This is a genomic window from Dactylosporangium sp. NPDC049742 (assembly GCF_040674675.1).
GTDB classification, from domain to species: Bacteria; Actinomycetota; Actinomycetes; order Mycobacteriales; family Micromonosporaceae; genus Dactylosporangium; species Dactylosporangium maewongense.
The window spans coordinates 1-23,502 of sequence record NZ_JBFANF010000015.1; the positions used below are offsets into that span (position 1 = coordinate 1).

At 71.5% G+C, this 23,502-nt stretch carries 17 protein-coding genes; 9 read left to right on the top strand and 8 right to left on the bottom strand.

Features of this window, described 5'->3' with window-relative positions; translation table 11 throughout:
- Positions 1 to 63 precede the first annotated feature (63 nt).
- Positions 64 to 885, bottom strand: a complete 822-nt coding sequence (locus AB0J72_RS20270) for an AfsR/SARP family transcriptional regulator (protein ID WP_363400825.1) — start codon at positions 883 to 885, stop codon at positions 64 to 66.
- Positions 886 to 930: 45 nt separating this feature from the next.
- Positions 931 to 1,845: a hypothetical protein gene (locus AB0J72_RS20275; protein ID WP_363400826.1), complete on the bottom strand. Its 915-nt coding sequence runs from the start codon at positions 1,843 to 1,845 to the stop codon at positions 931 to 933.
- A gap of 124 nt (positions 1,846 to 1,969) precedes the next feature.
- On the opposite strand from AB0J72_RS20275, the gene AB0J72_RS20280 reads away from it, so the two are divergent.
- Together AB0J72_RS20280 and AB0J72_RS20285 are read left to right on the top strand one after the other, a co-directional pair.
- Entirely contained in the window at positions 1,970 to 2,158 is a 189-nt protein-coding gene (locus AB0J72_RS20280) for a hypothetical protein (protein WP_363400828.1), read from the top strand.
- A 573-nt stretch (positions 2,159 to 2,731) separates the two neighbouring features.
- A complete protein-coding gene (locus AB0J72_RS20285; RefSeq protein ID WP_363400830.1) occupies positions 2,732 to 5,839 on the top strand; it encodes a BTAD domain-containing putative transcriptional regulator in 3,108 nt (1,035 codons plus the stop codon).
- Between the two features lie 44 nt (positions 5,840 to 5,883).
- Here the strand turns inward: AB0J72_RS20285 and AB0J72_RS20290 are convergent, their stop codons facing one another.
- Positions 5,884 to 8,025, bottom strand: coding sequence for an MMPL family transporter (locus tag AB0J72_RS20290; RefSeq protein ID WP_360571258.1), 2,142 nt, complete (start codon positions 8,023 to 8,025; stop codon positions 5,884 to 5,886).
- Positions 8,026 to 8,167: 142 nt separating this feature from the next.
- Here AB0J72_RS20290 and AB0J72_RS20295 point away from each other — a divergent pair, with 142 nt between their 5' ends.
- Entirely contained in the window at positions 8,168 to 8,836 is a 669-nt protein-coding gene (locus AB0J72_RS20295; protein WP_363400832.1) for a winged helix-turn-helix transcriptional regulator, read from the top strand.
- A gap of 79 nt (positions 8,837 to 8,915) precedes the next feature.
- Here the strand turns inward: AB0J72_RS20295 and AB0J72_RS20300 are convergent, their stop codons facing one another.
- A complete protein-coding gene (locus AB0J72_RS20300) occupies positions 8,916 to 10,088 on the bottom strand; it encodes a nucleotide disphospho-sugar-binding domain-containing protein (protein ID WP_363400834.1) in 1,173 nt (390 codons plus the stop codon).
- Between the two features lie 151 nt (positions 10,089 to 10,239).
- Between AB0J72_RS20300 and AB0J72_RS20305 the strand changes: the two genes are divergently transcribed.
- Positions 10,240 to 11,418, top strand: coding sequence for an acyl-CoA dehydrogenase family protein (locus AB0J72_RS20305; RefSeq protein WP_363400836.1), 1,179 nt, complete (start codon positions 10,240 to 10,242; stop codon positions 11,416 to 11,418).
- 13 nt (positions 11,419 to 11,431) lie between these two features.
- Complete coding sequence (locus AB0J72_RS20310) at positions 11,432 to 11,869, top strand: SgcJ/EcaC family oxidoreductase (RefSeq protein ID WP_360571252.1); 438 nt, start codon at positions 11,432 to 11,434, stop codon at positions 11,867 to 11,869.
- Positions 11,870 to 12,167: 298 nt separating this feature from the next.
- Here the strand turns inward: AB0J72_RS20310 and AB0J72_RS20315 are convergent, their stop codons facing one another.
- On the bottom strand, positions 12,168 to 13,484 hold the full coding sequence (locus AB0J72_RS20315) for an acyltransferase (protein ID WP_363400838.1): 1,317 nt from the start codon (positions 13,482 to 13,484) through the stop codon (positions 12,168 to 12,170).
- 331 nt (positions 13,485 to 13,815) lie between these two features.
- Here AB0J72_RS20315 and AB0J72_RS20320 point away from each other — a divergent pair, with 331 nt between their 5' ends.
- On the top strand, positions 13,816 to 14,262 hold the full coding sequence (locus AB0J72_RS20320) for a hypothetical protein (protein ID WP_344508647.1): 447 nt from the start codon (positions 13,816 to 13,818) through the stop codon (positions 14,260 to 14,262).
- A 57-nt stretch (positions 14,263 to 14,319) separates the two neighbouring features.
- On the opposite strand, the gene AB0J72_RS20325 is transcribed toward AB0J72_RS20320, so the two are convergent.
- From AB0J72_RS20325 to AB0J72_RS20335, 3 genes are all read right to left on the bottom strand, one after another.
- Entirely contained in the window at positions 14,320 to 15,390 is a 1,071-nt protein-coding gene (locus AB0J72_RS20325; protein WP_363400840.1) for an abortive infection protein, read from the bottom strand.
- Positions 15,391 to 15,415: 25 nt separating this feature from the next.
- Complete coding sequence (locus tag AB0J72_RS20330) at positions 15,416 to 17,449, bottom strand: peroxidase family protein (RefSeq protein ID WP_363400842.1); 2,034 nt, start codon at positions 17,447 to 17,449, stop codon at positions 15,416 to 15,418.
- 250 nt (positions 17,450 to 17,699) lie between these two features.
- The gene (locus AB0J72_RS20335) at positions 17,700 to 18,977 is read right to left on the bottom strand and encodes an MFS transporter (RefSeq protein WP_363400844.1); all 1,278 of its coding nucleotides are present in this window, start codon (positions 18,975 to 18,977) and stop codon (positions 17,700 to 17,702) included.
- A 269-nt stretch (positions 18,978 to 19,246) separates the two neighbouring features.
- Between AB0J72_RS20335 and AB0J72_RS20340 the strand changes: the two genes are divergently transcribed.
- The 3 genes from AB0J72_RS20340 to AB0J72_RS20350 are packed head-to-tail and all read left to right on the top strand — an operon-like array spanning position 19,247 to position 23,123.
- Positions 19,247 to 20,536 (top strand): FAD-binding monooxygenase, encoded by a 1,290-nt coding sequence (locus tag AB0J72_RS20340; RefSeq protein WP_363401095.1) that lies wholly within the window; start codon positions 19,247 to 19,249, stop codon positions 20,534 to 20,536.
- Positions 20,537 to 20,585: 49 nt separating this feature from the next.
- A complete protein-coding gene (locus AB0J72_RS20345; RefSeq protein WP_363400846.1) occupies positions 20,586 to 21,977 on the top strand; it encodes a nucleotide disphospho-sugar-binding domain-containing protein in 1,392 nt (463 codons plus the stop codon).
- Between the two features lie 3 nt (positions 21,978 to 21,980).
- Positions 21,981 to 23,123 (top strand): aminotransferase class I/II-fold pyridoxal phosphate-dependent enzyme, encoded by a 1,143-nt coding sequence (locus AB0J72_RS20350; RefSeq protein WP_363400848.1) that lies wholly within the window; start codon positions 21,981 to 21,983, stop codon positions 23,121 to 23,123.
- Positions 23,124 to 23,502 lie beyond the last annotated feature (379 nt).

Sequence of the window (23,502 nt, forward strand, 5' to 3'; positions counted from 1 at the left end):
TCGTCAACGTCGTCGTGCAGTCGATCCCGGCGCTGAAGGACGGCAAGCTGGACGAGGCGAAGCTCAAGCAACTGATCGCCGACGGCCAGAAGGCCTGAAGTTCGGGTCCTCGACCGCCGGGTCGCCGCGCAGGATCGCCCGCTGGAGGCGGCGCAGCGGCGGCGAGGGGTCCACCCCCAGGTTGGCCACCGTCAGGGTCCGCACCCGCTGGTAGGCCTCCAGCGCCTGGCCCTGCCGGCCGGCCCGGTACAGGGCCAGCATGTAGAGGGAGTAGAAGTGCTCGTGCAGCGGGTAGCGCGCGCACAGCGTGGCCAGCTCGCCGATCAGCTGGTGGTGCCGGCCGAGCCGCAGGTCCGTCTCGATGCGCAGGTCCAGGTCGCTGAGGCGGATCTCCTCCAGGCGCGTCGTCTCCAGCCGCAGCTGCGAGCCGGCGGCGATGTCGGCGAACGCCTGCCCGCGCCACAGCCGCAGGGCGGCGGCGAGCTTGGCCGCGGCCTCCTGGTGGTCCTCGCGGTCGGCCGCCTCGTGCCCCTGCGCCGACAGCTCCAGGTAGCGGGTGGCGTCCACGTCGTCGGGGGCGACGTCGAGCACGTAGCCGCACCGGCGGGTGATGAGCACGTCACGCGGCGAGCGGTGCCCGCCGGCCTCGAGCGCCTGCTGGATCTTTTTTCGCAGCTGGAGCACGTACGTATGCAGCGTCGGCACCGCGCTGCGCGGCGGACAGCTGCCCCAGATCTCCTCCAGCAGCGTGGAGATGGTGACCACGTGCCCCGCGTTGAGGGCCAGCATGGCCAGTAACTGGCTGGGTTTGTTGGCCGTCGGCACCACGGAGGCACCGGCGACCGAGACCTCCAGCGGACCGAGGACCTTGATGTCGACTCGCATGGCTACTTCTTCCCTCGTATGGTGGTGCCGGGCATGACGGACCTCTCATCCGACCGGCCGGCCGAGGCCGAGCCGGCGCGCGAGTTGGTGCAGCCGCCCCGCCAGCGGCAGGATCAGCAGGCCGGCGCTGAGCAGCTCGACGACGACGATCGCGTCGAGATGCGGCCGGCCACGGTGCAGGCCGGTGAGGACCTGACCGAGATCGGCGTCCACCGGGCGGGCGTCGTGCCCGCCCGCCGCCGTGGCGCCGAGGTCGAGGTACATCTGCGGGTCCGGGGCGCCCGTGAGCAGGCGGGCGTCGTCGACGAGGTGGACCTGGGCGCCGTCGGCGAAGCCGGCCGGCAGGTCGGTGCCCGCCGCGTTGACGACGAGGGCGCCCTTGGCCAGGTGCGTGCCGGCCGGGGCGTCGCCCACGTCCCCGGTGACGATCACCAGGTTGGCGCCGAAGAGCGCCTGCGCGACGCTCGACGTCGAGGTCAGCCTCGCACCGGCGAGCTCGAGCTGGTCGAGCACGCGCGGGTCGAGCGGGGCCGCCTCGGCGGTGCCGCCCGGCCAGACGGCGACGTGGCTGATGTCGCGCGTGTGCTGGGCGTTGGTCGCCAGCTGCACCTCGGCGGCGAGGCCGGAGCCGAGCACGCACGCGGTGATGAGGCCCGGGCCCAGCAGCTCCCGCACGGCAAGGGCGGTCAGCGCCGCCGCGCCGAGCAGGCGGAGCATCTCCGCCGGCATGAGGCTGCGGTCGCCGGTGCCGGACAGCTCGCACAGCACGAGCGTCTCGGTGGCGTCGCCGGCGTCCGTCGGCGTCCACGGCGTGAGTGTGCACCGGTAGGCGGCCGTGCTGGGAGTGCCCACCGGAGCGGTCAACGCGACGAGTTCCTCCGCCAGGACGTCCAGCGGGTTCATCATCGCGCCGGCGCGCCGCAGCTCCTCGCCGGTGAACAGGAGGATCGGATCAGCCATGTGCACCGCTTCTCATGCGCGCCGTGATTTTGCGCACCGAGCCTGCACGATTTCGCTTTCCGTCTGCCATCCATCCGCTATCACGGTCGAGAAGGCCATTGATTGTAGATAGATGCTTCACCGAATGCACGACCCGGTGGACTCCTTCCCAGACGCCGACGGCGGCGATGAAAAGAAACGAACATGGGGAGGAAATGTAATGTTCACGAATCGTAGGTTCATCGGCAGGCTCTTCCTCGCTGCGGCCACGGCGATCGCACTGGTCAACACCATCGCGGCGCCGGTGGCCACGGCCTTCGAGCCGTGGCACTGACGCGACGGGCGGCCACTCCGTGGCGGCGCCGCACTCGCAGGTGACGGTCGGGCGACCACGCGCGACGACAGGTCCACGAAGGCGTCGACACGACGGCCGGACCCGCTCCCCCGATCGGCCAGCGACCGCCCAGCGAACCCGGCAACCGCCACGAGCGGCCCGGCCGACCGAGACCATCGGCGGCCGGGCCGTTTCGGCGCGTCCGAGCCTCGGCCGAACCGGCGATACCGCACTACACCGAACCGGCGAATCAGCCATCCACCGAACAGCCATACAGAATTCCACCGAAGGGACATCAAGTAGCGTATTACGCGGAACGCACGGTCCGGATCGCAGATCGACAGAACTCGCCCGCAAAATATGCTTCAATCGACGTGGGCGAATTGCATTTCGGATCGGCGCAAGCCGGGAAGATCTGCCCGTGGCGCCAGCATGCGATGCTGGAGCACCGCGACGGCCCCGGCCGTCGACCCCGACGAACGCACGCCAGGCCGCGCAGAGCATATCGAACGGGGGGTCATGCCAGGTGGCACGGTTGCGAAGGTCGTCAGCATCGGCCGAGCGGGAAACCGCATGAAGTTCAGGATCCTCGGCCCGCTGGAGCTGGTGTGCGGCGGTGACGTGGTGAACATCGGCGGCCCCCGCCTGCGGGTGGTGCTGGCGATGCTGGCCCTGAACGCCAACCGGGTGACACCTGTCAACTCCCTCATCGAGGCCGTCTGGGAGCAGGACGAGCCGACCACCGCCCGCGCGCAGATCCAGATCTGCATCTCGGCGCTGCGCAAGCACGTCACCGGCGCCAACGGCACGGCGACGATCCGCACCCGCCCGGGCGGCTACATGCTGGAGATCCCCGACGCCGACCTGGACCGCACCGAGTTCGCCGCGCGGGTGCAGGAGGCCCGCAAGCACTCCGACGCCGGCCGGCTGGCGGAGGCCTCGACCGCGCTGCAGCGGGCACTGGCGCTCTGGCGGGGCAACGCACTGTCCGATGTGGACAGTCCGCTGGTGCAGCGCGGCGCCGCCCAGCTGGAGGAGGACCGGCTCTCGGCGATCCAGGAGCTGGCCCGTCTCGACCTGGAGCTGGGCCGCCACCACGAGATCGGCGGCGCGCTCGCGACGCTGGTCGCCGAGCACCCGCTGCGCGAACGGCTCTACGAGCTGCTCATGCTCGCGCTGTACCGGTCCGGCCGGCAGGCCGAGGCTCTTGAGGTGAGCCGCCGCGCCCGGACCACCCTCATCGACGAGCTCGGGATCGAGCCGGGCGCCGCCCTGCAGCACCTCGAACGGGCCATCCTCAACCGCGACCCGGCGCTGGAGGCCCACGCCGGAGCCCCGCCCGCCGAGCAGAGCACCGCGCCGGCGGCACCGCGGCGGGTGGGACCCGAGCTCACCGTGCTGGTGCCCAACCAGCTGCCGCGCAGCATCGCCGACTTCACCGGGCGCGAGGCCGAGATCGCCGAGATCACCCGCATCCTCACCGACGCGCCCGGGCACGGCGATGCGCGCTACGCCATGCCGATCGTGGCCCTCGCCGGGAAGGGCGGCGTCGGCAAGTCGTGCCTCGCGGTGCGGGTCGCCCACGAGCTCAGCGACCGCTTCCCCGACGGGCTGCTCTACGCCGACCTCCAGCACCCCGCCGACGAGGACCTGACCGGGGCGCTGCTGACCCGCTTCCTGCGGGCGCTCGGCGTGCCCGGCTCCGCGATCCCCGACGACGTCGAGGAGCGGTCCGAGCTGTACCGCAGCCGCCTCGCGCACCGCCGGGTGCTGGTCGTCCTCGACGACGTGTCCGCGGAGGAGCAGATGCAGCGGCTGCTGCCCGGCAGCCCGACCTGCGCGGTGATCGCCACGAGCCGGATGCGCCTGTCCGGGCTGCCCGGCGCGCACCTCCTGGACGTCGACGTGTTCGACACCGCCAACTCGATGCGGATGCTCTCCAAGATCATAGGGCCGATCCGGGTCGAGGCCGAGGAGCAGTCGGCGCTCGCGCTGATCGACTTCTGCGACGGCCTGCCGCTGGCGCTGCGCATCGCCGGCGCCCGGCTGGCCTTCAAGCGGCACTGGCGGCTGGAGACGGTGGTCGCCCGGCTCGACGACGAGGCGCACCGCCTCGACGAGTTCAGCCACCGCGGGCTCGAGCTGCGCTCCACCATCGGGCTGACCTACCGCGTGCTCAGCCCGCGCTGCCAGCGGCTGTTCCGGCTGTTCGCGCTGATCGAGGCGCCCGACTTCCCCGGCTGGACCGCCGCGGCGCTGCTCGACAGCCCGCTGCGCGAGGCGGAGGACGTGCTGGAGCAGCTCGTCGACGCGCAGCTGCTGGACACCGTCGAGTACCCGGGCGAGCGGATCCGGTACCGCTTCCACACCCTCATCCGCGCCTACGCCCTGGAGAAGCTGGCCGAGCAGGAGCCGGCGCAGGAGCGCGACGACGCGCTGTGCCGGGTCCTCGGCGCCTGGCTCGGCCTCGCCGAGGACGCCTACCGCAAGGACCACGGCGGCGACTTCAACATCCTGCACGGCACCGCACCCCGCTGGCGGATCGAGGGCGTCGAGCTCGACATCATCGGCAGCCCCCTGGAGTGGTGGGAGACCGAGCGCCGCGCCCTGGTCGCCGCGGTGCGCCAGGCGGCCGCGACCGGGCTGGACGAGCTGTGCTGGGACATCGCGCTCACCTCGGCCGGCCTGTTCGAGGTGAAGGGCTACTTCAGCGACTGGCAGGAGACCACCGAGCTGGGCCTGGCCGCCGCCGAGCTGGCCGGCAACCGGATCGGCCGGGCGGCCATGCTGTACTCGCTGGGCTGCCTGCACATGGTGCAGAAGCGGCTCGCCGAGGCCAGGCACTGCTTCGACACCGCGCTGGCCATCTTCCGCGGCGGGAACCACGTGCACGGCTGCGCGCTGGTGCTGCGCGAGTCGGGCATCGTCGACCGGCACCAGGGCCGGTTCGCCGAGATGCTCGACAAGTTCCAGCAGGCGCGGCGGCTGCTGCAGCACGTCGGCGACGCCACCGGCGAGGCGCACGTGCTGCAGAGCCTCGCCGGTTACTGGGTCGAGGAGGGTGACACCGTGCAGGCGCACGAGCACCTCACCCGGGCGCTGGAGCTGTGCCTCACGGCCCGGCACCTGCGCGGCGAGGCGCAGGTGATGCACCGCTTCGCCGAGCTGTACCTGCGCACCGACCAGGTGGAGCTGGCCCGGCAGTCGCTGCACCGGGCCCTGCTCATCGTCCGTGACCTCGGCGACCGGATCGGCGAGTGCTACACGCTCTACGGGCTGGGCGTCGTGCGGCACCAGGAGGGCCGCCTCGACCAGGCGCAGACGACGTTGCAGCACGCGCTCTCCCTTGCTCGTGAACTGGGTGAGCGGATGGTCGAGGCCAAGGCGCTCTACGCCCTCGGCGAGATCGTGCTCGCCAGGGGTGCCTACTCCGCCGCCGCCACCCACCTGCTCGACGCCGCCCACCTGCTCGACGAGCTCGACTCCGCGATGTGGCACGGCAAGACGCTCAGCCTCCTCGCCGAGGTGCACCGCAACCAGGGCGAGTTCGAGCTCGCCCGGGTCGAGATCGAGCAGGCCAAGGGGGTGCTCACCGACGTGACCTCCCGCGACGCCGCCTACCTGCTGGTGCAGCTGGAGACGACCCGGGCCGCCCTGGAGGCGGAGCAGATCACGCGCTGACCCGGCGCCACCGCTGCTGCGGGGCGCCGGGCCGGCGGTGCGGATCAGGAGACCAGGTCCGGCTGCCGCGGTGTGCCCTGGCCGTCGGCCTGCGCGGGCACCGGGTCGGCGTCCTCGGGCACGTCGGCCTTGGCCGCCAGCTTCGAGGGCCACCAGAGGTGCCGCCCGGCGTCCAGGCTCAGCGCGGTGACGAGCACCGAGCGCACGATGAACGTGTCGAGCAGGACGCCCAGCGCCACCGCGAAGCCCATCTCGGCGAGGAAGACCAGCGGCAGGCTGGCCAGCACGCCGAAGGTGGCGGCGAGGACCAGGCCGGCGGAGGTGATCACGCCGCCGGTGACGGCCAGGCCGACCAGCGCGCCGCGCCGCGTCCCGATCCGCAGCGCCTCCTCCCGGACCCGGGTGACCAGGAAGATGTTGTAGTCGATGCCCAGCGCCACCAGGAAGACGAAGACGTACAGCGGGAAGCTGCTGTCGACGCCGTTGAAGCCGAACACGTGCTCGAAGACCAGCGTGCTGACGCCCAGCGCCGCCCCGAAGGACAGCACCACCGTCGCCATCAGCAGCAGCGGCGCGACGATCGACCGCAGCAGCACGCACAGGATGAGCAGCACCACCACGAGCACCAGCGGGATGATCAGCCGGTTGTCGTGCTTGGTGGCCCGGTCCATGTCCAGGCTCATCGCCGTCGGCCCGCCGACCTTCGCGTCGGCGCCGGCGACCGCGTGCACCGCCGCGCGCAGCCGCACGATCGTGTCGTCGGCGGCGGCGCTGCCCGGCTGGGCCTGCAGCGTGCCCTCGATCAGGGCGAGCCCGTTCTTGACCACCGGCTCGGTGACGTCCACGACGCCGGCCGTGCCGCTGATGCCCGCCTTCAGCGCCGCGGCGCTGTCGGCCTTGCCCACCACCACGACCGGCTCGCCGGAGCCCGCCGGGAAGTGCTTGGACAGGACCTTCATCGCGCTGATCGACGGCTGCTCCGTCACGAACGTGTCCTCGGCGGACAGGATCCTGACGTTGAGCTGGGTGAGGCCGAGCGCCATGACACCGAGCACGAGCGCGGTGCCGATCCAGACGGTGCGCGGGCGGCGGGCGATCCGCTCGCCGAGCCGGGCCCAGACGCCGTGCGCGCTGGGCTCGGCGGAGCCGACCTGCGGCTTCTTCGGCCAGAACAGCCAGCGGCCGCAGATCACCAGCAGCGCCGGGAGCAGGGTCACCGCGACGAGCAGGCCGACGGCGATGCCGACCGCGGCGACCGGGCCGAGGCCGCTGGTGGAGTTCATGTCCGCGAACAGCAGGCACAGCATGCCGATCGCGACCGTGGCCGCGCTGGCCACGATGGCCGGTGCCGCGCGGCGCAGGGCGACGGCCATCGCGGCGTGCCGGTCCTCGTGCTGGCGCAGCGCCTCGCGGTACCGCGCGATGAGCAGCAACGCGTAGTCCGTGGTGGCACCGAAGACGAGCACGGTGAGGATCGAGGAGCTCTCACCGGTCGCGGTCACGCCGGCGTTCTTCGCCAGCAGGTAGATCACCGCCTCCGACGTGACGAGCGCGATCATCGCGCTGATCACCGGCAGCAGCCACAGCACCGGGCTGCGGTAGATGACCAGCAGCAGCACCACCACGACCAGGACGGTGGCGAACATCAGGGTGAAGTCGGCGCCCTCGAACGCACTCACGTTGTCGGCGGTGAAGGCGAGCGGCCCGGCGATGTGCACCGTGAGTCCGGTGTCGCCGGCGGACGCGATGGCCCGGATCGCCTTGACCCGGTCGAGCGCCTTCGCCGGGTCGTCGGTGGTGACCTTCACCGGCACCACGACCTGCAGCGCCTGGCCGTCCTTGGCCTCGACGGGCGGGGAGACCTCCCCCGCGATGCCGTCCACGCCGGCGAACTTCGCCACGTCGGCCTTGACCTTCTCCAGGTCGGCGGGGGTCGTCCCGGACGGGCGTTCGTAGACGACGACCGCGGGTGCCACCTCGGTCGGCTGGAACTGCTTCTGCAGCTCGACGACCTGGGTCGACTCGGCGCTGCCGGGGAGCCACTGAGCGATGTCGTTCTTCTGCACGCCCGTGAGCTCACCCGACAGTGGCGACAGGCCCATGAACAGCACCAGCCACACGCCGAGCACGATCCACTTCGTCCGGCGCCCGCTGATGAGTCTCGCGACTCCAGCTACACGCTCCATGACTCCCCTCCCCCGGTCTGCACGACCTCGGTTGGCTTCCTTGGTTGGTCCGCACCGTACATCGGTACTAGTTCATTTCTAAAAGCCAGCTTGCTAGAAACAAGCATACGGCGTCAAGCGCATCACGCAGTACGATCGGGTGATGAGCAAGCGAGCGTATGGGCAGTTCTGCGGCATCTCACGCGCGCTCGAGCTGATCGGGGAACGCTGGACGTTGCTCATCGTCCGAGACCTCCTCGTCGGCCCGCGCCGCTACACCGACCTGCGGATCGGCCTGCCCGGCATCCCGACCAACGTGCTGTCCGACCGGCTCAAGGATCTTGAGCGCAACGACCTCGTCCGCCGCAGCCTGCAGGCCCGGCCCGGTGGCGCGGTCGTCTACGAGCTGACGGACTACGGCCGCCAGCTCGAGCCGGCCGTGCTCCAGCTGGGCAAGTGGGGGGCCGGCGCCCTCACCGACCCCGGGCCCGACGAGGTCGTCACGCCGGACTCACTGGTCATGGCGCTGCGCACGACGTTCGAGCCGGCCGCCGCCGCGGGTGTGCACGCCGTCCTGGAGCTGCGCTTCGGCGAGGTCGTGGTGCACGCCCGCATCGACGACGGGCGCCTCGAGGTGCACCCCGGCGGGCCCGACACGCCCGACCTCGTCATCGAGGCGGGACCGGTCCTGCGGGCGGTGATGGCCGGCGAGGTCGCCGCCGATGACGCCGTCGCCGGTGGCGATGTCACTCTCACGGGTGACGAGACGTTGTTCGCGCGGTTCGCGGAGCTGTTCCCCATCAAGCCCCGCCCACCCGTCGCCGCGGCCTGACCGTCCGGCGGGCGGTGCGCCGGCGCGGTCTGGTCACGGCGGCCGGGCCGCGCGGCGCGGCCCGGCAGGCTGATTCCCATCAGGCCACGTCCGCCCGGCGGCGCGGTCTGACGGTGGCGGGCACGCCGCGCGCGACGGCGCCGAGCAGCTCGACGACCGCCGCCGGGGACGGCTGGCGGGCGATCTCGGCGGCGACGGCGCGGGCCGCCGCCCCGTGCCGCCGGTCGCCGAGCAGCGCGGCGCAGGCCGCCACGGCGTCGGGCACGGTCAGCTCGTCGGGCAGGATGCAGGCACCGGCGCCGGAGCGGGCGACCGCCTCGGCGTTGTCGACCTGGTCGTCGAAGACCGGGATCACCAGCTGCGGGACGCCGGCCATGAACGCGGTCAGCGCGGTGCCCTGCCCGCCGTGGTGCACGGCCAGGTCGCAGGTCTGCAGCACCTGCCACAGCGGCATCCGCCCGACCTGACGGGCGACCGGCGGCAGCGGCGGCCAGGTCGCGGCGACCGCGTCGTCGACGGCGACGACCACCTCCACGTCCAGCCGCCCGAGCCGCTCCAGCAGCGGCACCACGACGTCGGTGACGCCGTCGGCGCCGAGCCGCGGCAGCACCGTGCCGAGGGTCAGGCAGATCCGCGGCCGACGCGGCGGCGCCCACAGCCACGACGGCACGCGCGCGGCGCCGTTGTACGGCACGCAGCAGATCCCGTGGTGGGACGCGGCATGCCGCAGGCGCAGGCTCGGCGGCCACGGGTTGAGCACCTCGCGCGGGGCGGGCAGCGCGGCCAGGCCGTGCCGTTCGAGGCCCTCCGCGAGCTGCACGGCGGCCCCCGCCCGGTACTCCGCCAGCCGCGCGACCCCCCACTGCAGCTCGACCTGCGGCACCCCGCACACCGCGGCGGCGACCGGCCCCGCGAACTCGGCCCGCTCGCTGACGATCACGTCGGGCCGCCAGGCGCGGACGAGGTCCAGCATCCCGGGCAGCGCGGACGCCGCGATCCGCCCGAACGCGTGCCCGTTGGCGAGCCGCCGCTGCTGCAGGTCCTCGGGGATGCCCGCCGCCGTGGTCAGCTCGACGAAGTCGATCGCCGGGCCGCACGACGCGACCGGCAGCCCGGACTTCGTCACCTCGGGCAGGAAGTTGTCGGACGTCGCGACGAGGACCTCGTGCCCGAACGTGCGGCAGCTCCAGGCGAGCGGCACCAGCGGGAACAGGTGCCCGGAAAGAGCGACGGACGTGAACAGCACGCGCATACCGGTCAGCATCCCCGCGCGGCACGGCGCCGTCTTCTTCCATCGAGCCGTCGCGCACCGTGCGTGTCCCTTCGCGCACGGCAGGAGATGCACCGCTACCGGGCGCGATGCGACGGTCGGAGCGTCCCGCAGCAGCTGTGCCTAGGAGGAGATGGTGACCACTTCCGAAGTCCCCGACCGCGAGGAGCTCGTCCGCCGGGCGGCCGCCCTCCGGCCGACCCTGCGCGCCCGCACGGGCTGGGCGGAGGAGCACCGCCGCCTGCACGACGAGACCATCGAGGCCCTCGCGGATGCCGGGCTGTTCAAGCTGCGCACGCCGAAGCGGTACGGCGGCTACGCGGCGGACGCCACGACCCTCGTCGACGTCGCCACCGAGCTCGGCCACGCCGACAGCTCGACCTCGTGGGTCACCGCGGTCTACTGGATCCCCACCTGGATGGCGGGGCTGTTCCCGCAGGCCGTCCAGGACGAGGTGTTCTCGACCCCGGACGTGCGCATCTGCGGGACGCTGAGCCCCAGCGCGCTGGCCCGCTCCGCCGACGGCGGCATCGTCGTCAACGGCAAGTGGGGCTTCATCAGCGGCGCGCACCACGCGCACTGGCAGGAGATCATCGCCATCCTGGCGCCGGAGAACGGTGAGCCGTACCCGGTGATGGCGCTCGTGCCGATGAGCGACCTGCTGGTCGTCGACGACTGGCACACGTCGGGGCTGCGCGGCACCGGCAGCGTCTCCACCGTCGCGCAGGAGCTGTTCATCCCGCAGGAGCGGGTCGTGCCGCTGCCGGCGGTGCTGCAGGGCTCCGCGGCCGGCGCCGGCACCGATCCCATGCACCAGGTGCCGCTGCTGCCGGTCGCCTCGGCGTCGTCGGTCGGCACCGTGCTGGGCATGACCCGCGCGGCGAAGGAGAGCTTCTTCAAGCGCCTGCCCAACCGGAAGATCACGTACACCGGCTACGACTCGCAGCGCGACGCGCCGCTCACCCACTTCCAGGTCGCCGAGGCCGCGACGAAGAGCGACCAGGCGGCGTTCCACGCCCACCGGCTCGCCACCACCGTCGACGAGAAGGCGGCCGCGGGCCTGCCCTGGAAGCTGGAGGAGCGGGCCCGCGCCCGGCACGACATGGGCACCGCCGTCCGCCTGGCGAAGGAGGCCGTCGACATCCTGGCGTCGGCCAGCGGCGGCTCGTCGGTGTACCAGGACGTGCCGATCCAGCGCATCGCGCACGACCTGCACACCATCAACCTGCACGCGCTGATGAACCCGAACACCAACGCCGAGCTCTACGGCCGGGTCCTGTGCGGCCTCGAACCCAACACGCTCTACATCTGACGGGAGAAACGGCATGACCACCACCACCCAGGGCCCCGCCGCGGACCAGGTCGCCGTGGCCGGCCTCACCCAGCGGGTCATCGCCGCCTGGGCCTACGGTGACGGCGACGGCTTCGCCGACGTCTTCACCGAGGACGGCACGATGATCCTGCCCGGCATGTACCGCAAGGGTCGCGAGGAGATCCGCGCGTACCTCAAGGACGCGTTCGCCAACCAGTACAAGAACACCCAGGTCACCGGTAAGCCGATCGACATGCGTTTCCTCGGCGACAGCGTCGTGGTGCTCCAGACGCAGGGCGGCGTGCTCGCGGCCGGCGAGTCCGAGGTCTCCGACGACCAGGCGATCCGGGCCACCTGGCTGGCCGTCAAGCAGGACGGCGCGTGGCGCCTGGCCGCCTACCAGAACAGCCCGGCCTTCAAGAGCCTGCCCACCCCCGGTACGCAGGCCTGACGGACCTGCCGCGAGAAACCCCTCGACCCTCCTCGCGGCGGCGCGGCGGCCGGATCCCTCCACGGGATCCGGCCGTCGTCGCGTCCGGCCCGGCAAGAAGCACGGGCAACCCGGCAAGCCGCGCGACGGCGGGAACCCCGCGGCAGCAAGACATGCACGTGCAGCCGGCGAAGGACGCGCAGCTGGAAGCGTGTGGCAGCAAGAGATGCACGTGCACCAAAGCAGCGGGTGCGGCCAGAAGCCCGTGACAGCAAGGAGGGCCGGTCCGATCGGACCGGCCCTCCTCATGTGCGGGGCGTCACGGTGCGGCCGGCACCTCGACCGCCTGGCCCGTCTTGACCGCGGGCTCCGCCGCCGGCGGGGCCGGGTCGGGCTTGCGCCGGCCGCCCAGCTTCGACAGCGGCTGCTCCAGCAGGTAGTAGCTGACGGCGGACACCGCGATGGTGCCCACGGTGGTCCACGTCAGCAGCCACCAGAAGTTCGCCGCGCCGTAGAGCTCCGGGCCGAAGCCCGGCGTGTTGCCGAAGAGCGGCCCCTGCTTCAGCAGCAGCGAGACCACCACCATGTGCCACAGGTAGACGCCGTACGAGATCCGCCCCACGAACCGGATCGGCCGCGGGTTCAGGGTGATCTCCATCAGCCGCGAGCGCACCCCGGGGACCGTCAGCGGCGCCACGATCAGGCCCGCGAACAGCAGCACCAGGGCGTGGATGACCAGCTCCTGGTTGAACGACGCCCAGTCGCCCATGCCGAGCTTGCCGAAGAACCGGTTCAGGTTCACCACGAAGACGACCAGCGCCAGCGCCCACAGCACGTTGGGGTGCTTGGCCACGAACGCGTAGCTGCGCGGGGTCTTGCCGCTCACCTGGTGGTACGCCGACACCGTCGCCAGCAGCATGCCGATGGCGAACGCGTCGTAGTAGCCGAACGGCCAGTACCAGAGGTTGTAGACGACCGCGGTGTCCAGCTGCGACGGCACGTTGGTGTAGACGGTCCACGCGAAGCCGATCACCGCGAAGAGCGTCAGCGGCGCCACCATCCGCCGCCGCTTCGCCTCCAGCGTCGCGGCCTTGCGCGCGAACCGGCCGATGAGCACGGCGATGCCCGGCAGGATCAGGTAGAACAGCATCTCCGCCGGCACGGTCCAGGTCGGCACGAGACCGGTGATCCACGGCGCGTTCGGCCAGTAGAAGTGCATCAGCAGGTAGGGCCGCGCCGCGTACCAGAACCCGTCGATCTTGTTGATGTCGAAGACGAGCAGCGCGAACGTGACCACCACCCAGTAGGCCGGGATCAGCCGCAGGAACCGCCGCCACCAGAAGGGCCGCGCCGGCGGGTGCTTGGTGCCGGCGAGCACGGCACGGGCGAAGGGCCGGTAGAGGAAGAACGCCGAGAGCACGAAGAACGGCGCCAGGCAGACGGACAGGCCGTCGGCGAGGATCGTCCAGATACCGTGCGTCGGCAGGTCCAGGAAGCTGGTCAGTCCGGCGTAGAACGCGACATGGTAGACCACGACGCCGAGCGCCAGGTAGCCGCGTAAGCCCTCCAGCTTGTGGTCACGCTTGGTCTCGCCGGCGTTCTCGGTGCGCACGCCGGCGGCGATAGGTGCCGTCATTCTCGCTCCTCATCTGTTCATCGGCACAGCGGCGGAAATGCGGCCGGTTAGTCGTCGAGAATCGCCGTCGCAACGCTCGGATATCCCCGCCGGTCACACCGGCGTCCAGTGGCGAAAGGGGCCGTGCGCGCCCCTTCCTCGCTTGCAGAATCTCACTCCTACGGATGACGGGACGTATTCAAGATTGCGCAGTTCGACCCGGCTGCCGCGCTCTCGGTGCGGGCGTCACGCGTATCGGACTATGCTGGCCGGGCCCGGAAATGCGGCCGATCATCGCCATGCCGCGAGGGCTACCGGAATCCGCGAACAGGTCCGCGAACAGGGGAGATCCATGACTGAAACCAAGACCGAGACCAAGCAGGACGCCGCGCTGCGCCGGCTCGAGAAGCTCCTCGGCACCTGGGAGGTGAGCGGCGACGCGACCGGCACGGTGACCTACGAGTGGGGCCCGGGCGAGAAGTTCGTGCTGCAGCACGTCGACATCACGCTCAACGATCACCACATCGTCGGGCTGGAGGTCATCGGGCGGCTGCTCCCGTTCGGCGCGGAGGAGCCGAGCGAGGAGATCATGTCCCGCTTCTACGGCTCCGACGGCGAGACCTACGACTATGTCTACGAGGTGAGCGAGGACGGCAGCACGCTCACGATCTGGGGCGGGGTCCGCGACTCCCCCGCGTACTTCCAGGGGACCTTCGACAAGACCGGCACCAAGAACGAGGGTGCGTGGGTCTACCCGGGCGGCGGCGGTTACACGTCCAACATGACGAAGGTCAAGTAGGGCGCGGAAACCAGGGACGGGCCGGGTGCGCGCACCCGGCCCGTCGTCGTGTCCGTCTCAGGCGACGGCCGCGGCCTTGAACGAGCCGTAGTAGTCGGCGATCGCGTGGAACGACGCCTTCGGTTCGTACGTGTACGGCGACGCGGGGTCGGCGATGCGCTCCCGGATCGTCTTGACGATGCACAGGCTCGCCGTGTCCAGGTCCAGCCGCGGGTCGTCCGGCGAGTGCGGGTGCGTCGGGTGGATGAAGTCGGTGACCGTCACCCCGCGGATGCCGGCCTCGTCGAAGATGCCGAACATCTTGGTGTGGAAGGCCGCCTGCGCCTCCTCGTCCCGCACGATCCCGTCGAGGATCTTCAGCTCGTCGAAGTCGCTGCGGTCCACCACGTCCCAGAAGAAGAACGCCTTCTCCTCCGCGCCGCGGTAGGTGGCGGTGCCGAAGCCGGCGATGTCGATCGGCTTGCCCCAGCTGCGGTACCGGTCGATCTCCGCCGCGTGCTGCTCCGGCGTCAGGTACCGCGGCTGGTAGTAGTACATGAGCCCGATCGCGTCGAACGGCGTCCAGTCGACCTGCTCGAAGGGCGCCGCCGAGTAGCTGATCTCGCCGTTGAAGACGCCGCGGGCCACCGTGGCCGCCTCGGAGAGGAAGGCGTTGAGCCGCGGCGCGGCGTCGGCGAGGTCGGCGGCGCTCTGCGGGCTCAGCAGGTAGTGGTCGTTGTCGGAGTAGATGTTCGCCATGCGCTGGTGGTAGTGCTCGCCGGGGGTGATGCCGGCGGTGAAGATGGTGTGCGCGGCGCCGACGGTCAGCGCGACGCTCGCACCCTCCAGGCGCAGGGTCTCCGCGAGCCGGCCGACGTCGGCCAGGTGCGCCAGGATCTCCTCGCGCGGGTGGTCGACCAGCCGCGGGTCCAGCAGGACGTGCAGGCCGTGCCCGATCGCCGCCCGGGCCGCGGTCTCGAGGCGGCCGAGGTCGGTGCCGTACACGGTGACCGCGTTCGCGTTGAGCGCTTGCGCGATCATCGCGATCTGGGCGCGGATCTCGTCGTCGCCGACGGTCCGCGACAGTTCCCCCTGGCCGGTCGCGAAGTTGGAGCCGACGTCGTAGGCGACGCCACGGTAGGTGAACATGTCTGCGTCCTCTCTGGGCTGCGGGTCAGGGGTTCAGGTCGTTGCGGCGGGGGCCGGTCGAGGTGAGGCTCCAGCCGATGGTGAGCTGCCGGGTGTTCGGGCCGGGCAGCAGCCGCTCACCGGGCGCCGGCGGCAGCTGGGCGCTGCGCTGCTGGTCGGGGGTGAGGAAGACGTTGCGGGCCAGCTGGCTGCGCGGGATGTCGGTGTTGCGGGCGATGACGTCGCCCAGGCTCACCCGGTAGTCGATGCCGAAGAGGTTGCGCACCAGCGGCAGCAGCGGGTCGTTGGCGAAGAAGAACCGGTCGCCGTCGCGCAGCGCCTGGAACTGGTGCTTCCAGATCGCCAGCTGCAGCTCGCCGAACTCGGTGCCGGCCACGTGCTTCTCGGCGATCAGCCCGGTGAACGCGTCGACCTGGTCGACCGTGCCGTAGATCGCCTTGAGCCGCGCCGCCGTCGTGGTGCGCCGCACGCCGCGGACCGCGTTGTCGGCCTGGGCGGTCGTGGCGTGGCCGTTGATGTCGTACAGGGCGGTGTAGTCCATGATGTTCGGGTCGTTGATCTCGTTGCCGGCGGTGAGCAGCGGATCGGCCGGGAACTCCTGCGTCGTCTCGCCGGTGATGGCGGTGAACGACGTCTTCGGCGGCAGCCCGTACGCGGCCCGCAGCTGGTTGTAGGTGCCCAGGCCGTGGTCGCGGCCGCGCTCGATGTCCACCGCGGCGAGGTCGTTGACGCCGGCGATGCAGGTCGGGCCGGACGGGTCCTCGGCGCAGCCGGGGTTGCCGGAGAAGTCGAACCTGCCGTTGCGCATCAGGTCGTTGATGATCTCGTCGTTCTTGTTCTGCGGGATCGAGCTCACCCCGCGCAGCACCGGGCCGAGCTGGAGCCGCTCGAGCAGGTCCGGGTTGAAGAACGTCTCCTCGCCGATCGGCACCGACAGCACGACCTGGTCGCCGGTCTTCTTGACGGTGACGCCGACGGAGGCGAAGTAGTCGAGGTCCGCCTGGCTCCACCGGCCGGGCTCGCCCTTCATCGTGTAGTGCGTGCCGATCATGCTGTGCGCGCGGTACCCGACGGTGGCGAACTCGTTGGTGACCCCGGCGTCGACGTCCGCCTTGTAGCCGCTGTAGGCGGGCAGCCGCACGCCGAGCGACGGCAGGAACTCCTGGTAGGTGATGTACTGCTGCTCGGCGATGAGCACCGCGCGGGCGACCTGGAACTTGTCCTGCTCCGACATCCACGACGGCAGCTTCGACACGATCCGGTTGTGCTCGCGGTTGAACAGCGTGTGGGTGGCCAGCAGCCCCGGGTTCTCGTTGGCGCGCTGGTCACCGGCGACCGCGACGACCTCCGGGGTGGCGAACAGCGACCCGACGACCATCGGCGGCGCCGTCTCCCAGTTGCCGCGGCTGGCGGCGCGGGGCAGGTAGCCGCCCGGCATGAGCAGGCGCGCCCCGTTGTTGGCCGGGTTGCCGTCGACGGTGCCCTCGCGCATCCAGTCCAGGCGGGCGTCGGCGTTGCTGTAGACGGTCGCCGCGTCGATGTAGGAGCTGATCGCGTTGATCTGCTCGCGCGGCACCGTGACGCCGGTGCCCTCCTCGGCGATGGAGCGCTCGAAGAACAGGAACCCGAGGTCGTTGCGGGACGACTCCAGCGGGTCGGCGTTGTTGAACGGGATATTCGCCTCTTCGCCGGACGGACCGGTCTGGCGCCGGCCGACCCGCTGGGCGATCGTGTGGTCCAGGAACTGGCCCCAGACGAAGCCCCACTGGCTGACCCCGCGCTCCGAGTACAGCTGCTGCGAGCCGCCGTTGATGACGCGGTTGCTGATGTACCGCGTGTTCGGGCCGCCCTGCGCCTGGTTGACCCCGTCGGCGTAGTGGTGGTCGCCGACCCGCGGGTAGATGGTGTTCGTCCGGCCCCACTCGGGGTGCGACCGGTTGTTGGTCCCGCCGTCGAGGCCCTGCGCCTCGACGATGCCGAAGATGCCGCCGCCGGGCGCGGCGGCCTCGGCCGACGCGCCGGTGCCCATGACGCTCGCGGTCACGAACGCGAGGACCAACGCACCTCCTCGGCGGATCCGCTGCCCGCGGGCGCGACTGGACTGAACCATGGCTCTCCCCTCTCAGATGCACGGTTGGCGCCCGGCACCACGGTCCACATCGGACCCTCACCGCTGAGGACCGCTTCGGCGTGCCGGCGTCCGGACGTACCCGAGTCTTCACTGCATCAACGGGCATCGAGTTCTTGTTGCGTGCGGCCTCGCCCGCTTGGACCGGCGCTCCAGAGCCGCTCGATCCGCGGTCGATCCCCTACCTGACGCCGCGGATGGGACGCACGAGCACGGCCGAGCCCACGCCGACGACGGCGGCCAGCCAGAACAGCGTCGAGTAGCCGCCGAGGTGCAGGATCACCGGGCCGGACAGCGCCGGGGCGAGCAGCCCGGCGAGCGTGACGGCCAGGTTGATCAAGCCCATGTCCTTGCCCCGCCCGGCCGCCTCCGGCAGCACCTCGGTGACCAGCGCCTGGTCGACCGACATGTAGACGCCGAACCCGAGGCCGAGCAGCACCGCGGCGATCAGCGCCGCCGTCCACGTCAGCGACACGGCCAGGGTGGCGCACGCGGCCGCCTGCAGCGCGGCGCTGACGATCGTCAGGTTCTTGCGCCGCAGCCGCCGGTCCGAGATCCGCCCCATCGGCACGCTGGCGAGCGACGCGACGATGACGTACACGGTGTTGAGCAGCAGGACACCGACGGCGGGGTCGGCGTAGTGGATCTCGTCCTGCAGGAAGAAGTACAGATAACCGGAGAACAGCCCGTTGGCGAGGAAGAACAGGAAGCGCCCGCTCATCGCCCACCAGAAGTCGGGGTGCTGCCGCGGGCTGACCCACAGCGAGCCGGTGAGCGCCCGCCACGTGAACGGCGCCCGCTGCGCGCGCTGCAGCGGCGTGCCCCGGGTGAACAGCGCGAAGGGCAGCACGCCCAGCACCATCAGCACGCCCATCGTCACGTAGCCGGCGGTGACGCCGGTGACCGCCACCGCGACCAGCGAGATGCACACCAGCAGACCCAGCGAGCCGCCGACGCCGCCGCCCCAGGCCGACACGGTCGCCCGCTGCCGGACCGGCACGTCGTCGGGCACGACCGCGACGAGGCTGGTGCTGAGCACCGCGATCGCCACGCCCGCGGCGACGGCCGTCAGCAGGTAGCCGGCGACCGTGGTCTGGAACGCCTGCACGGCGAAGACCGCGCCGGTGCCCAGGGCGCCGGCCAGGATCCACGGGTGCCGGCGGCCGGAGCGGGCCGTGGTGCGGTCCGACAGCGCCCCGAACAGCGGGCTGAGGAGCAGGGCGACGAGCCCCGTCAGCACCCCGGCGAGGGCGAACATGCCGACCTTGCCGACCGGGTCGACCCGCTCGGCCAGCTGCGGGCCGACGACCGAGGCAGCGCCGTACACGAGGCCGGACAGCATGAAGTTGGCCAGTGACCACAGCAGGATCCACCGTCCGGTGACGCGACGGGTCGGCTCCTCCAGCGCGGGGACGGCGGCAACGCCGGTCTGTTCCGAGGCCGCTTCGGAGATGGTCATCGTCGATCTCCTTTCATAGACGCACACCAGGGCGAGCCCGGGACCCTCCGTCACCGCTGCACCGCTCACACCGCACTGTCGCCGCAGCGGGGGCCGCCCGCATCTCCCGCCGTGCCGACCCGCGACGGCCCCGGCGGCACGCATTTCAGGAGATGCGGCCCGCCGCGCGGCGGTGTGACGCTACTTGGACAAAATTGCCCGGCGATTGCAGGAGGTGACCCGCTGTGGCCGATCATGTCGGAGGCCGTGCCGTGGTGCTGGGCGGAGGCATGGGCGGGCTGCTCACCGCCCGCGTCCTGGCCGAGTCGTTCAGTCAGGTGTCCATTGTGGACCGTGACGCGCTCATGGGCGTGGACCGGCCGCGCCGCGGCGTGCCCCACGCACGGCACGCACACGCACTGCTGGCCCGCGGGCAGCAGATCCTGGAGGAGCTGTTCCCGGGGCTGCGCCAGGAGCTGATCGACGCGGGCATCCCGGCCGGCGACATCGCCGGCAACCTTCGCTGGTACTTCAACGGGCACCGGCTCGCCCCGGGCAGCGCCGACCTGCTGAGCGTGTCGGCGACCCGGCCGCAGCTGGAGGCGCACGTACGGGCGCGGGTCGCCGAGCTGTCCAATGTGGACTTCATGGAGCGCTTCTCCATCAACGGGCTCGTCACCGGCGCCGGCGGCCGCGTCACCGGGGTGCGGGTGCAGAGCGACGACTTCGGCATCGCGGCGACGCTCGACGCCGATCTCGTCGTGGACAGCACCGGCCGCGGCTCGCGGACCCCGGCGTGGCTGGAGGAGCTCGGCTACGGGCGGCCGGCCGAGGACAAGGTCAAGGTGGACCTGGCGTACACCACCCGGCACTTCCGCCTGAAGAACGACCCCTACGGCACCGACCTGTCCATCAACCCGGTCGCCAGCCCGGCGAACCCGCGCGGCGCGTTCTTCCCGAAGCTGGCCGACGGCTCGTCGCAGCTGTCGCTCACCGGCATCCTCGGCGACCACCCGCCGACCGACCCGGAGGGCTTCATGGCGTTCGCCAAGACGCTCGCCGCGCCTGAGATCTACGAGGCGATCCAGGACGCCGAGCCGCTCGACGACCCGGTGACGTTCAAGTTCCCCGCCAGCGTCCGGCGCCGGTACGAGCTGATGCGCGCCTTCCCCGCCGGCCTGCTCGTGCTCGGCGACGCCGTGTGCAGCTTCAACCCCGTCTACGGGCAGGGCATGACGGTCGCCGCGCTGGGGGCGTGGACGCTGCGCAACATGCTCGCGCACGGCTCGGTGCCCGACGCGCGCCGCTTCTTCCGCGAGATCGCCAAGGTCGTCGACGCGTCCTGGACCATCTCGGCCGGCGCGGACCTGGGCTTCCCCGGCGTCGAGGGCGACCGCACCTTCCAGGTGCGGATGGGCAACGCGTACATGGCCCGGCTGCACGCCGCAGCCGTCACCGACCCCACCGTCACCGCCGCGTTCTTCCGGGTGGCCGGCCTCGTCGACCCGCCCACCGCGCTCATGCGCCCCACCATGATGCGCCGAGTCCTGGGCGCTCCCAAGCTCGCCCGCGCCGCCTAGGCGCTGCGCGTCTTCGCCCCCGCCGCCTAGCCCCACGAAGGAGTTTCCGATGCGAGTCCTGTTCACCCCGTACCCCTCGGTCGCGCACCTGCTGCCGATCGTGCCGCTGGCATGGGCGTTCCAAAGCGCCGGGCACGAGGTCCGGGTGGCGTCGCATGCCGGCTTCATGCCGCAGATTGCGGCGACCGGACTGACCCCCGTGCCGCTCGGCGACCCGGACTCGCACGAGGCCCGGCTGCGCGACGACGCACGCCGGCCGGCCGAGGCCGCCGAGGTGCTGCGCTATGCCGACGTCATGGGCCTGGACGCCGTCGAGCGCGAACACTGGATCACCTTCTACCAGTACCTGCTCAACCCGATCGCCGACTACGTGCGCACCGACCTGCCGGAGTGCGCCGACCTGGTCGCCTTCGCCCGCGCGTGGAAGCCCGACCTGGTCCTGTGGGACGAGCTGTTCTACGCCGGCCCGGTGGCGGCGGCGGCCAGCGGCGCCGCGCACGCCCGCTTCATGCTCGGCCCGGACGAGATCGCGTGGAGCGTCGACCGGCTGGAGGAGCACGCCGCGGAGCTCGTGGCGGCCGGCCTGTCGGCCAACCCGCTCGCCGACGTCATGCGCCCGATCGCCGAGATCTACGGTCTCGAGGTCGACCGGGAGCTGATGCTGGGCCAGTGGACGCTCGACCCGATGCCGGAGCGCTTCGGGCCGCCGACCACCGAGAAGGTCGTGCGGATGCGGTACGAGCCCTACAGCGGCGCGCAGACCGTGCCGGCGTGGCTGAACGAGCCGCCGCGCCGCCCGCGGGTCGCGCTGACCCTCGGCGAGTCGACGCGCCGCTTCGTCCCCGGCGACTGGGACCGCACCCCGAAGATCCTCGAGGCGGTCGCCGGCCTGGACATCGAGGTCATCGCCACCCTCAACTCCCTGCAGCTGCAGGGCCTGGAGTCCATCCCGGACAACGTCGTGGTGGTCGACTGGGTGCCGCTGACCCAGCTCCTGCCGACCTGCTCCGCGATCATCCACCACGGCGGCATGGGCACCTTCGCGGCCAGCCGCGCCTTCCGGGTGCCGCAGCTCGTCTGCGACACCGAGGAGTCCGTGCTCATGCGGCAGGAGAAGGTCGAGGCGCCCACGTACACGATCGGCCGGGAGTTCGGCGTGCGCGAGGAGACCGAGGTCGAGACCACCCAGTGGATCGTGCCGGCGAAGAAGCTGGAGGCGACCTGGACGTCGGAGTACGTCATCACCAACCACGCCGGGGCCCGGCTCAACCACCGCGCGCTGACGGTCGAGGAGATCGGCAAGCTGATCCTCCAGGTCGTCGGCGAGGGCGTCTACCAGGACGGCGCCAACGACATCTACGAGACCTGGCTCGCCACCCCCGCGCCCGCGCAGGTCGTCAAGATCTTCGAGGGCCTCGTCTCCTTCCGAAAGGGCCGGTGAGCGATGCAGCCGCTGTTCGCTGAGCACCTCCACGTGGGCCGGCCGAACGTCGGTGACCGTGGCCGCTTCCTCGACCGGATCAACGGCGCCCTGGACCGCCTCTGGCTGGCCAACAACGGGCCGCTCGTGCAGGAGTTCGAGGCGCAGGTCGCGGCCGTCGCACAGGCCCGCTACTGCGTCCCGGTCGCCAACGCGACCGTCGGCCTCCAGATCGCGGCGAAGGCGGCCGGGATCGGGCCCGGCGACGAGGTGATCGTGCCGTCGTTCACCTCGCCGGCCACCCCGCACGCCATGGAGTGGATCGGCGCGGTGCCGATCTTCGCCGACGTCGACACCGAGACCGTGACCCTCGACCCGCAGCACGTCGAGCGGCTCATCACCCCGCGCACCAAGGCCATCATCGGCGTGCACGTCTTCGGCCGCCCCTGCCACATCGACGAGCTCAGCGCCCTGGCCGACCAGCACGGCCTGATCCTGCTGTTCGACGCCGCGCAGGCGCTCGGCTGCACCTACCACGGCCGGCCGATCGGCGGCTTCGGCGACGCGGAGATCTTCAGCTTCCACGCCACGAAGTACCTCAACAGCTTCGAGGGCGGCGCCATCGTCACCAACGACCCCGACCTGGCCGAGGCCGCCCGGGCGATGCGCAACCTGGGGCTGGACGAGCACCGGGAGCAGACGTACCTCGGCATCAACGGGCGCATGACGGAGGCGTCGGCCGCGATGGGCCTCACGTCCCTGGAGTCGATGCAGGACTTCATCGACGTGAACCGCCGCAACGCCATGCTCTACCAGGACGGCCTGGCCGGCGTCCCCGGCGTCACGCTGCGCCGGCAGGCCCCCGGCGAGCGCGCCAACCACCAGTACGTGGTCATCGAGACCGACGCCCGCGACGCCGTGCACGACCTGCTGCTGGAGCACAACGTCCTGTCCCGCAAGTACTTCTACCCCGGCTGCCACGACATCGAGCCGTACCGCTCGAAGCGGTCCCGCCACACGCCCCTGCCGCTCCCGCGGACCGAGGCCCTGTGCGACCGCGTCCTGTCCCTGCCGACCGGCACCTCGATCGGCCCGGCCGAGATCGCCGGCATCTGCGACATCATCCGCACCGCCTGCCGCCCGCTCCGCCAACGCCTGGCCGCCTGACCAGCTCCTCCCCACCCCTGAAGCCGCCCCGCCTCCCCCAGGCGGGGCGGCTTCTCATGTCCCAAGCCTTTCCGGCAGCCAGGACCACCAACCACACGCGATCACGGGAAGCGCCGAACTGCCGGACCACGGGGATCACGGGGATCACGGCAAGGCGCTCAAGCGCCGGCCCGGCACCACGACCAAGCCGGGGCACGCTCCTCATGATCCCGAGCCCTTCCGGCAGCCACAGCTACCAGAACCGCACGGGATCACTGCGGGCCACCGAACTGCCGGCCTGACAGGATCACGCCGAGGCGCACAGACCGGCCCGATGCGCACAGCCAAGCGGCCACCCCCTCATGATCCCGAGCCCTTCCGGCAGCCAGAACCACCGAAA

What these genes read in the sequence shown, in the direction of transcription:
- AB0J72_RS20270 (WP_363400825.1), bottom strand. Translation starts at nt 885, where the DNA reads ATGCGAGTCGACATCAAGGTCCTCGGTCCGCTGGAGGTCTCGGTCGCC.
- AB0J72_RS20275 (WP_363400826.1), bottom strand. Translation starts at nt 1,845, where the DNA reads ATGGCTGATCCGATCCTCCTGTTCACCGGCGAGGAGCTGCGGCGCGCC.
- AB0J72_RS20280 (WP_363400828.1), top strand. Translation starts at nt 1,970, where the DNA reads ATGCACGACCCGGTGGACTCCTTCCCAGACGCCGACGGCGGCGATGAA.
- AB0J72_RS20285 (WP_363400830.1), top strand. Translation starts at nt 2,732, where the DNA reads ATGAAGTTCAGGATCCTCGGCCCGCTGGAGCTGGTGTGCGGCGGTGAC.
- AB0J72_RS20290 (WP_360571258.1), bottom strand. Translation starts at nt 8,025, where the DNA reads ATGGAGCGTGTAGCTGGAGTCGCGAGACTCATCAGCGGGCGCCGGACG.
- AB0J72_RS20295 (WP_363400832.1), top strand. Translation starts at nt 8,168, where the DNA reads ATGAGCAAGCGAGCGTATGGGCAGTTCTGCGGCATCTCACGCGCGCTC.
- AB0J72_RS20300 (WP_363400834.1), bottom strand. Translation starts at nt 10,088, where the DNA reads ATGCGCGTGCTGTTCACGTCCGTCGCTCTTTCCGGGCACCTGTTCCCG.
- AB0J72_RS20305 (WP_363400836.1), top strand. Translation starts at nt 10,240, where the DNA reads ATGGTGACCACTTCCGAAGTCCCCGACCGCGAGGAGCTCGTCCGCCGG.
- AB0J72_RS20310 (WP_360571252.1), top strand. Translation starts at nt 11,432, where the DNA reads ATGACCACCACCACCCAGGGCCCCGCCGCGGACCAGGTCGCCGTGGCC.
- AB0J72_RS20315 (WP_363400838.1), bottom strand. Translation starts at nt 13,484, where the DNA reads ATGACGGCACCTATCGCCGCCGGCGTGCGCACCGAGAACGCCGGCGAG.
- AB0J72_RS20320 (WP_344508647.1), top strand. Translation starts at nt 13,816, where the DNA reads ATGACTGAAACCAAGACCGAGACCAAGCAGGACGCCGCGCTGCGCCGG.
- AB0J72_RS20325 (WP_363400840.1), bottom strand. Translation starts at nt 15,390, where the DNA reads ATGTTCACCTACCGTGGCGTCGCCTACGACGTCGGCTCCAACTTCGCG.
- AB0J72_RS20335 (WP_363400844.1), bottom strand. Translation starts at nt 18,977, where the DNA reads ATGACCATCTCCGAAGCGGCCTCGGAACAGACCGGCGTTGCCGCCGTC.
- AB0J72_RS20340 (WP_363401095.1), top strand. Translation starts at nt 19,247, where the DNA reads ATGGGCGGGCTGCTCACCGCCCGCGTCCTGGCCGAGTCGTTCAGTCAG.
- AB0J72_RS20345 (WP_363400846.1), top strand. Translation starts at nt 20,586, where the DNA reads ATGCGAGTCCTGTTCACCCCGTACCCCTCGGTCGCGCACCTGCTGCCG.
- AB0J72_RS20350 (WP_363400848.1), top strand. Translation starts at nt 21,981, where the DNA reads ATGCAGCCGCTGTTCGCTGAGCACCTCCACGTGGGCCGGCCGAACGTC.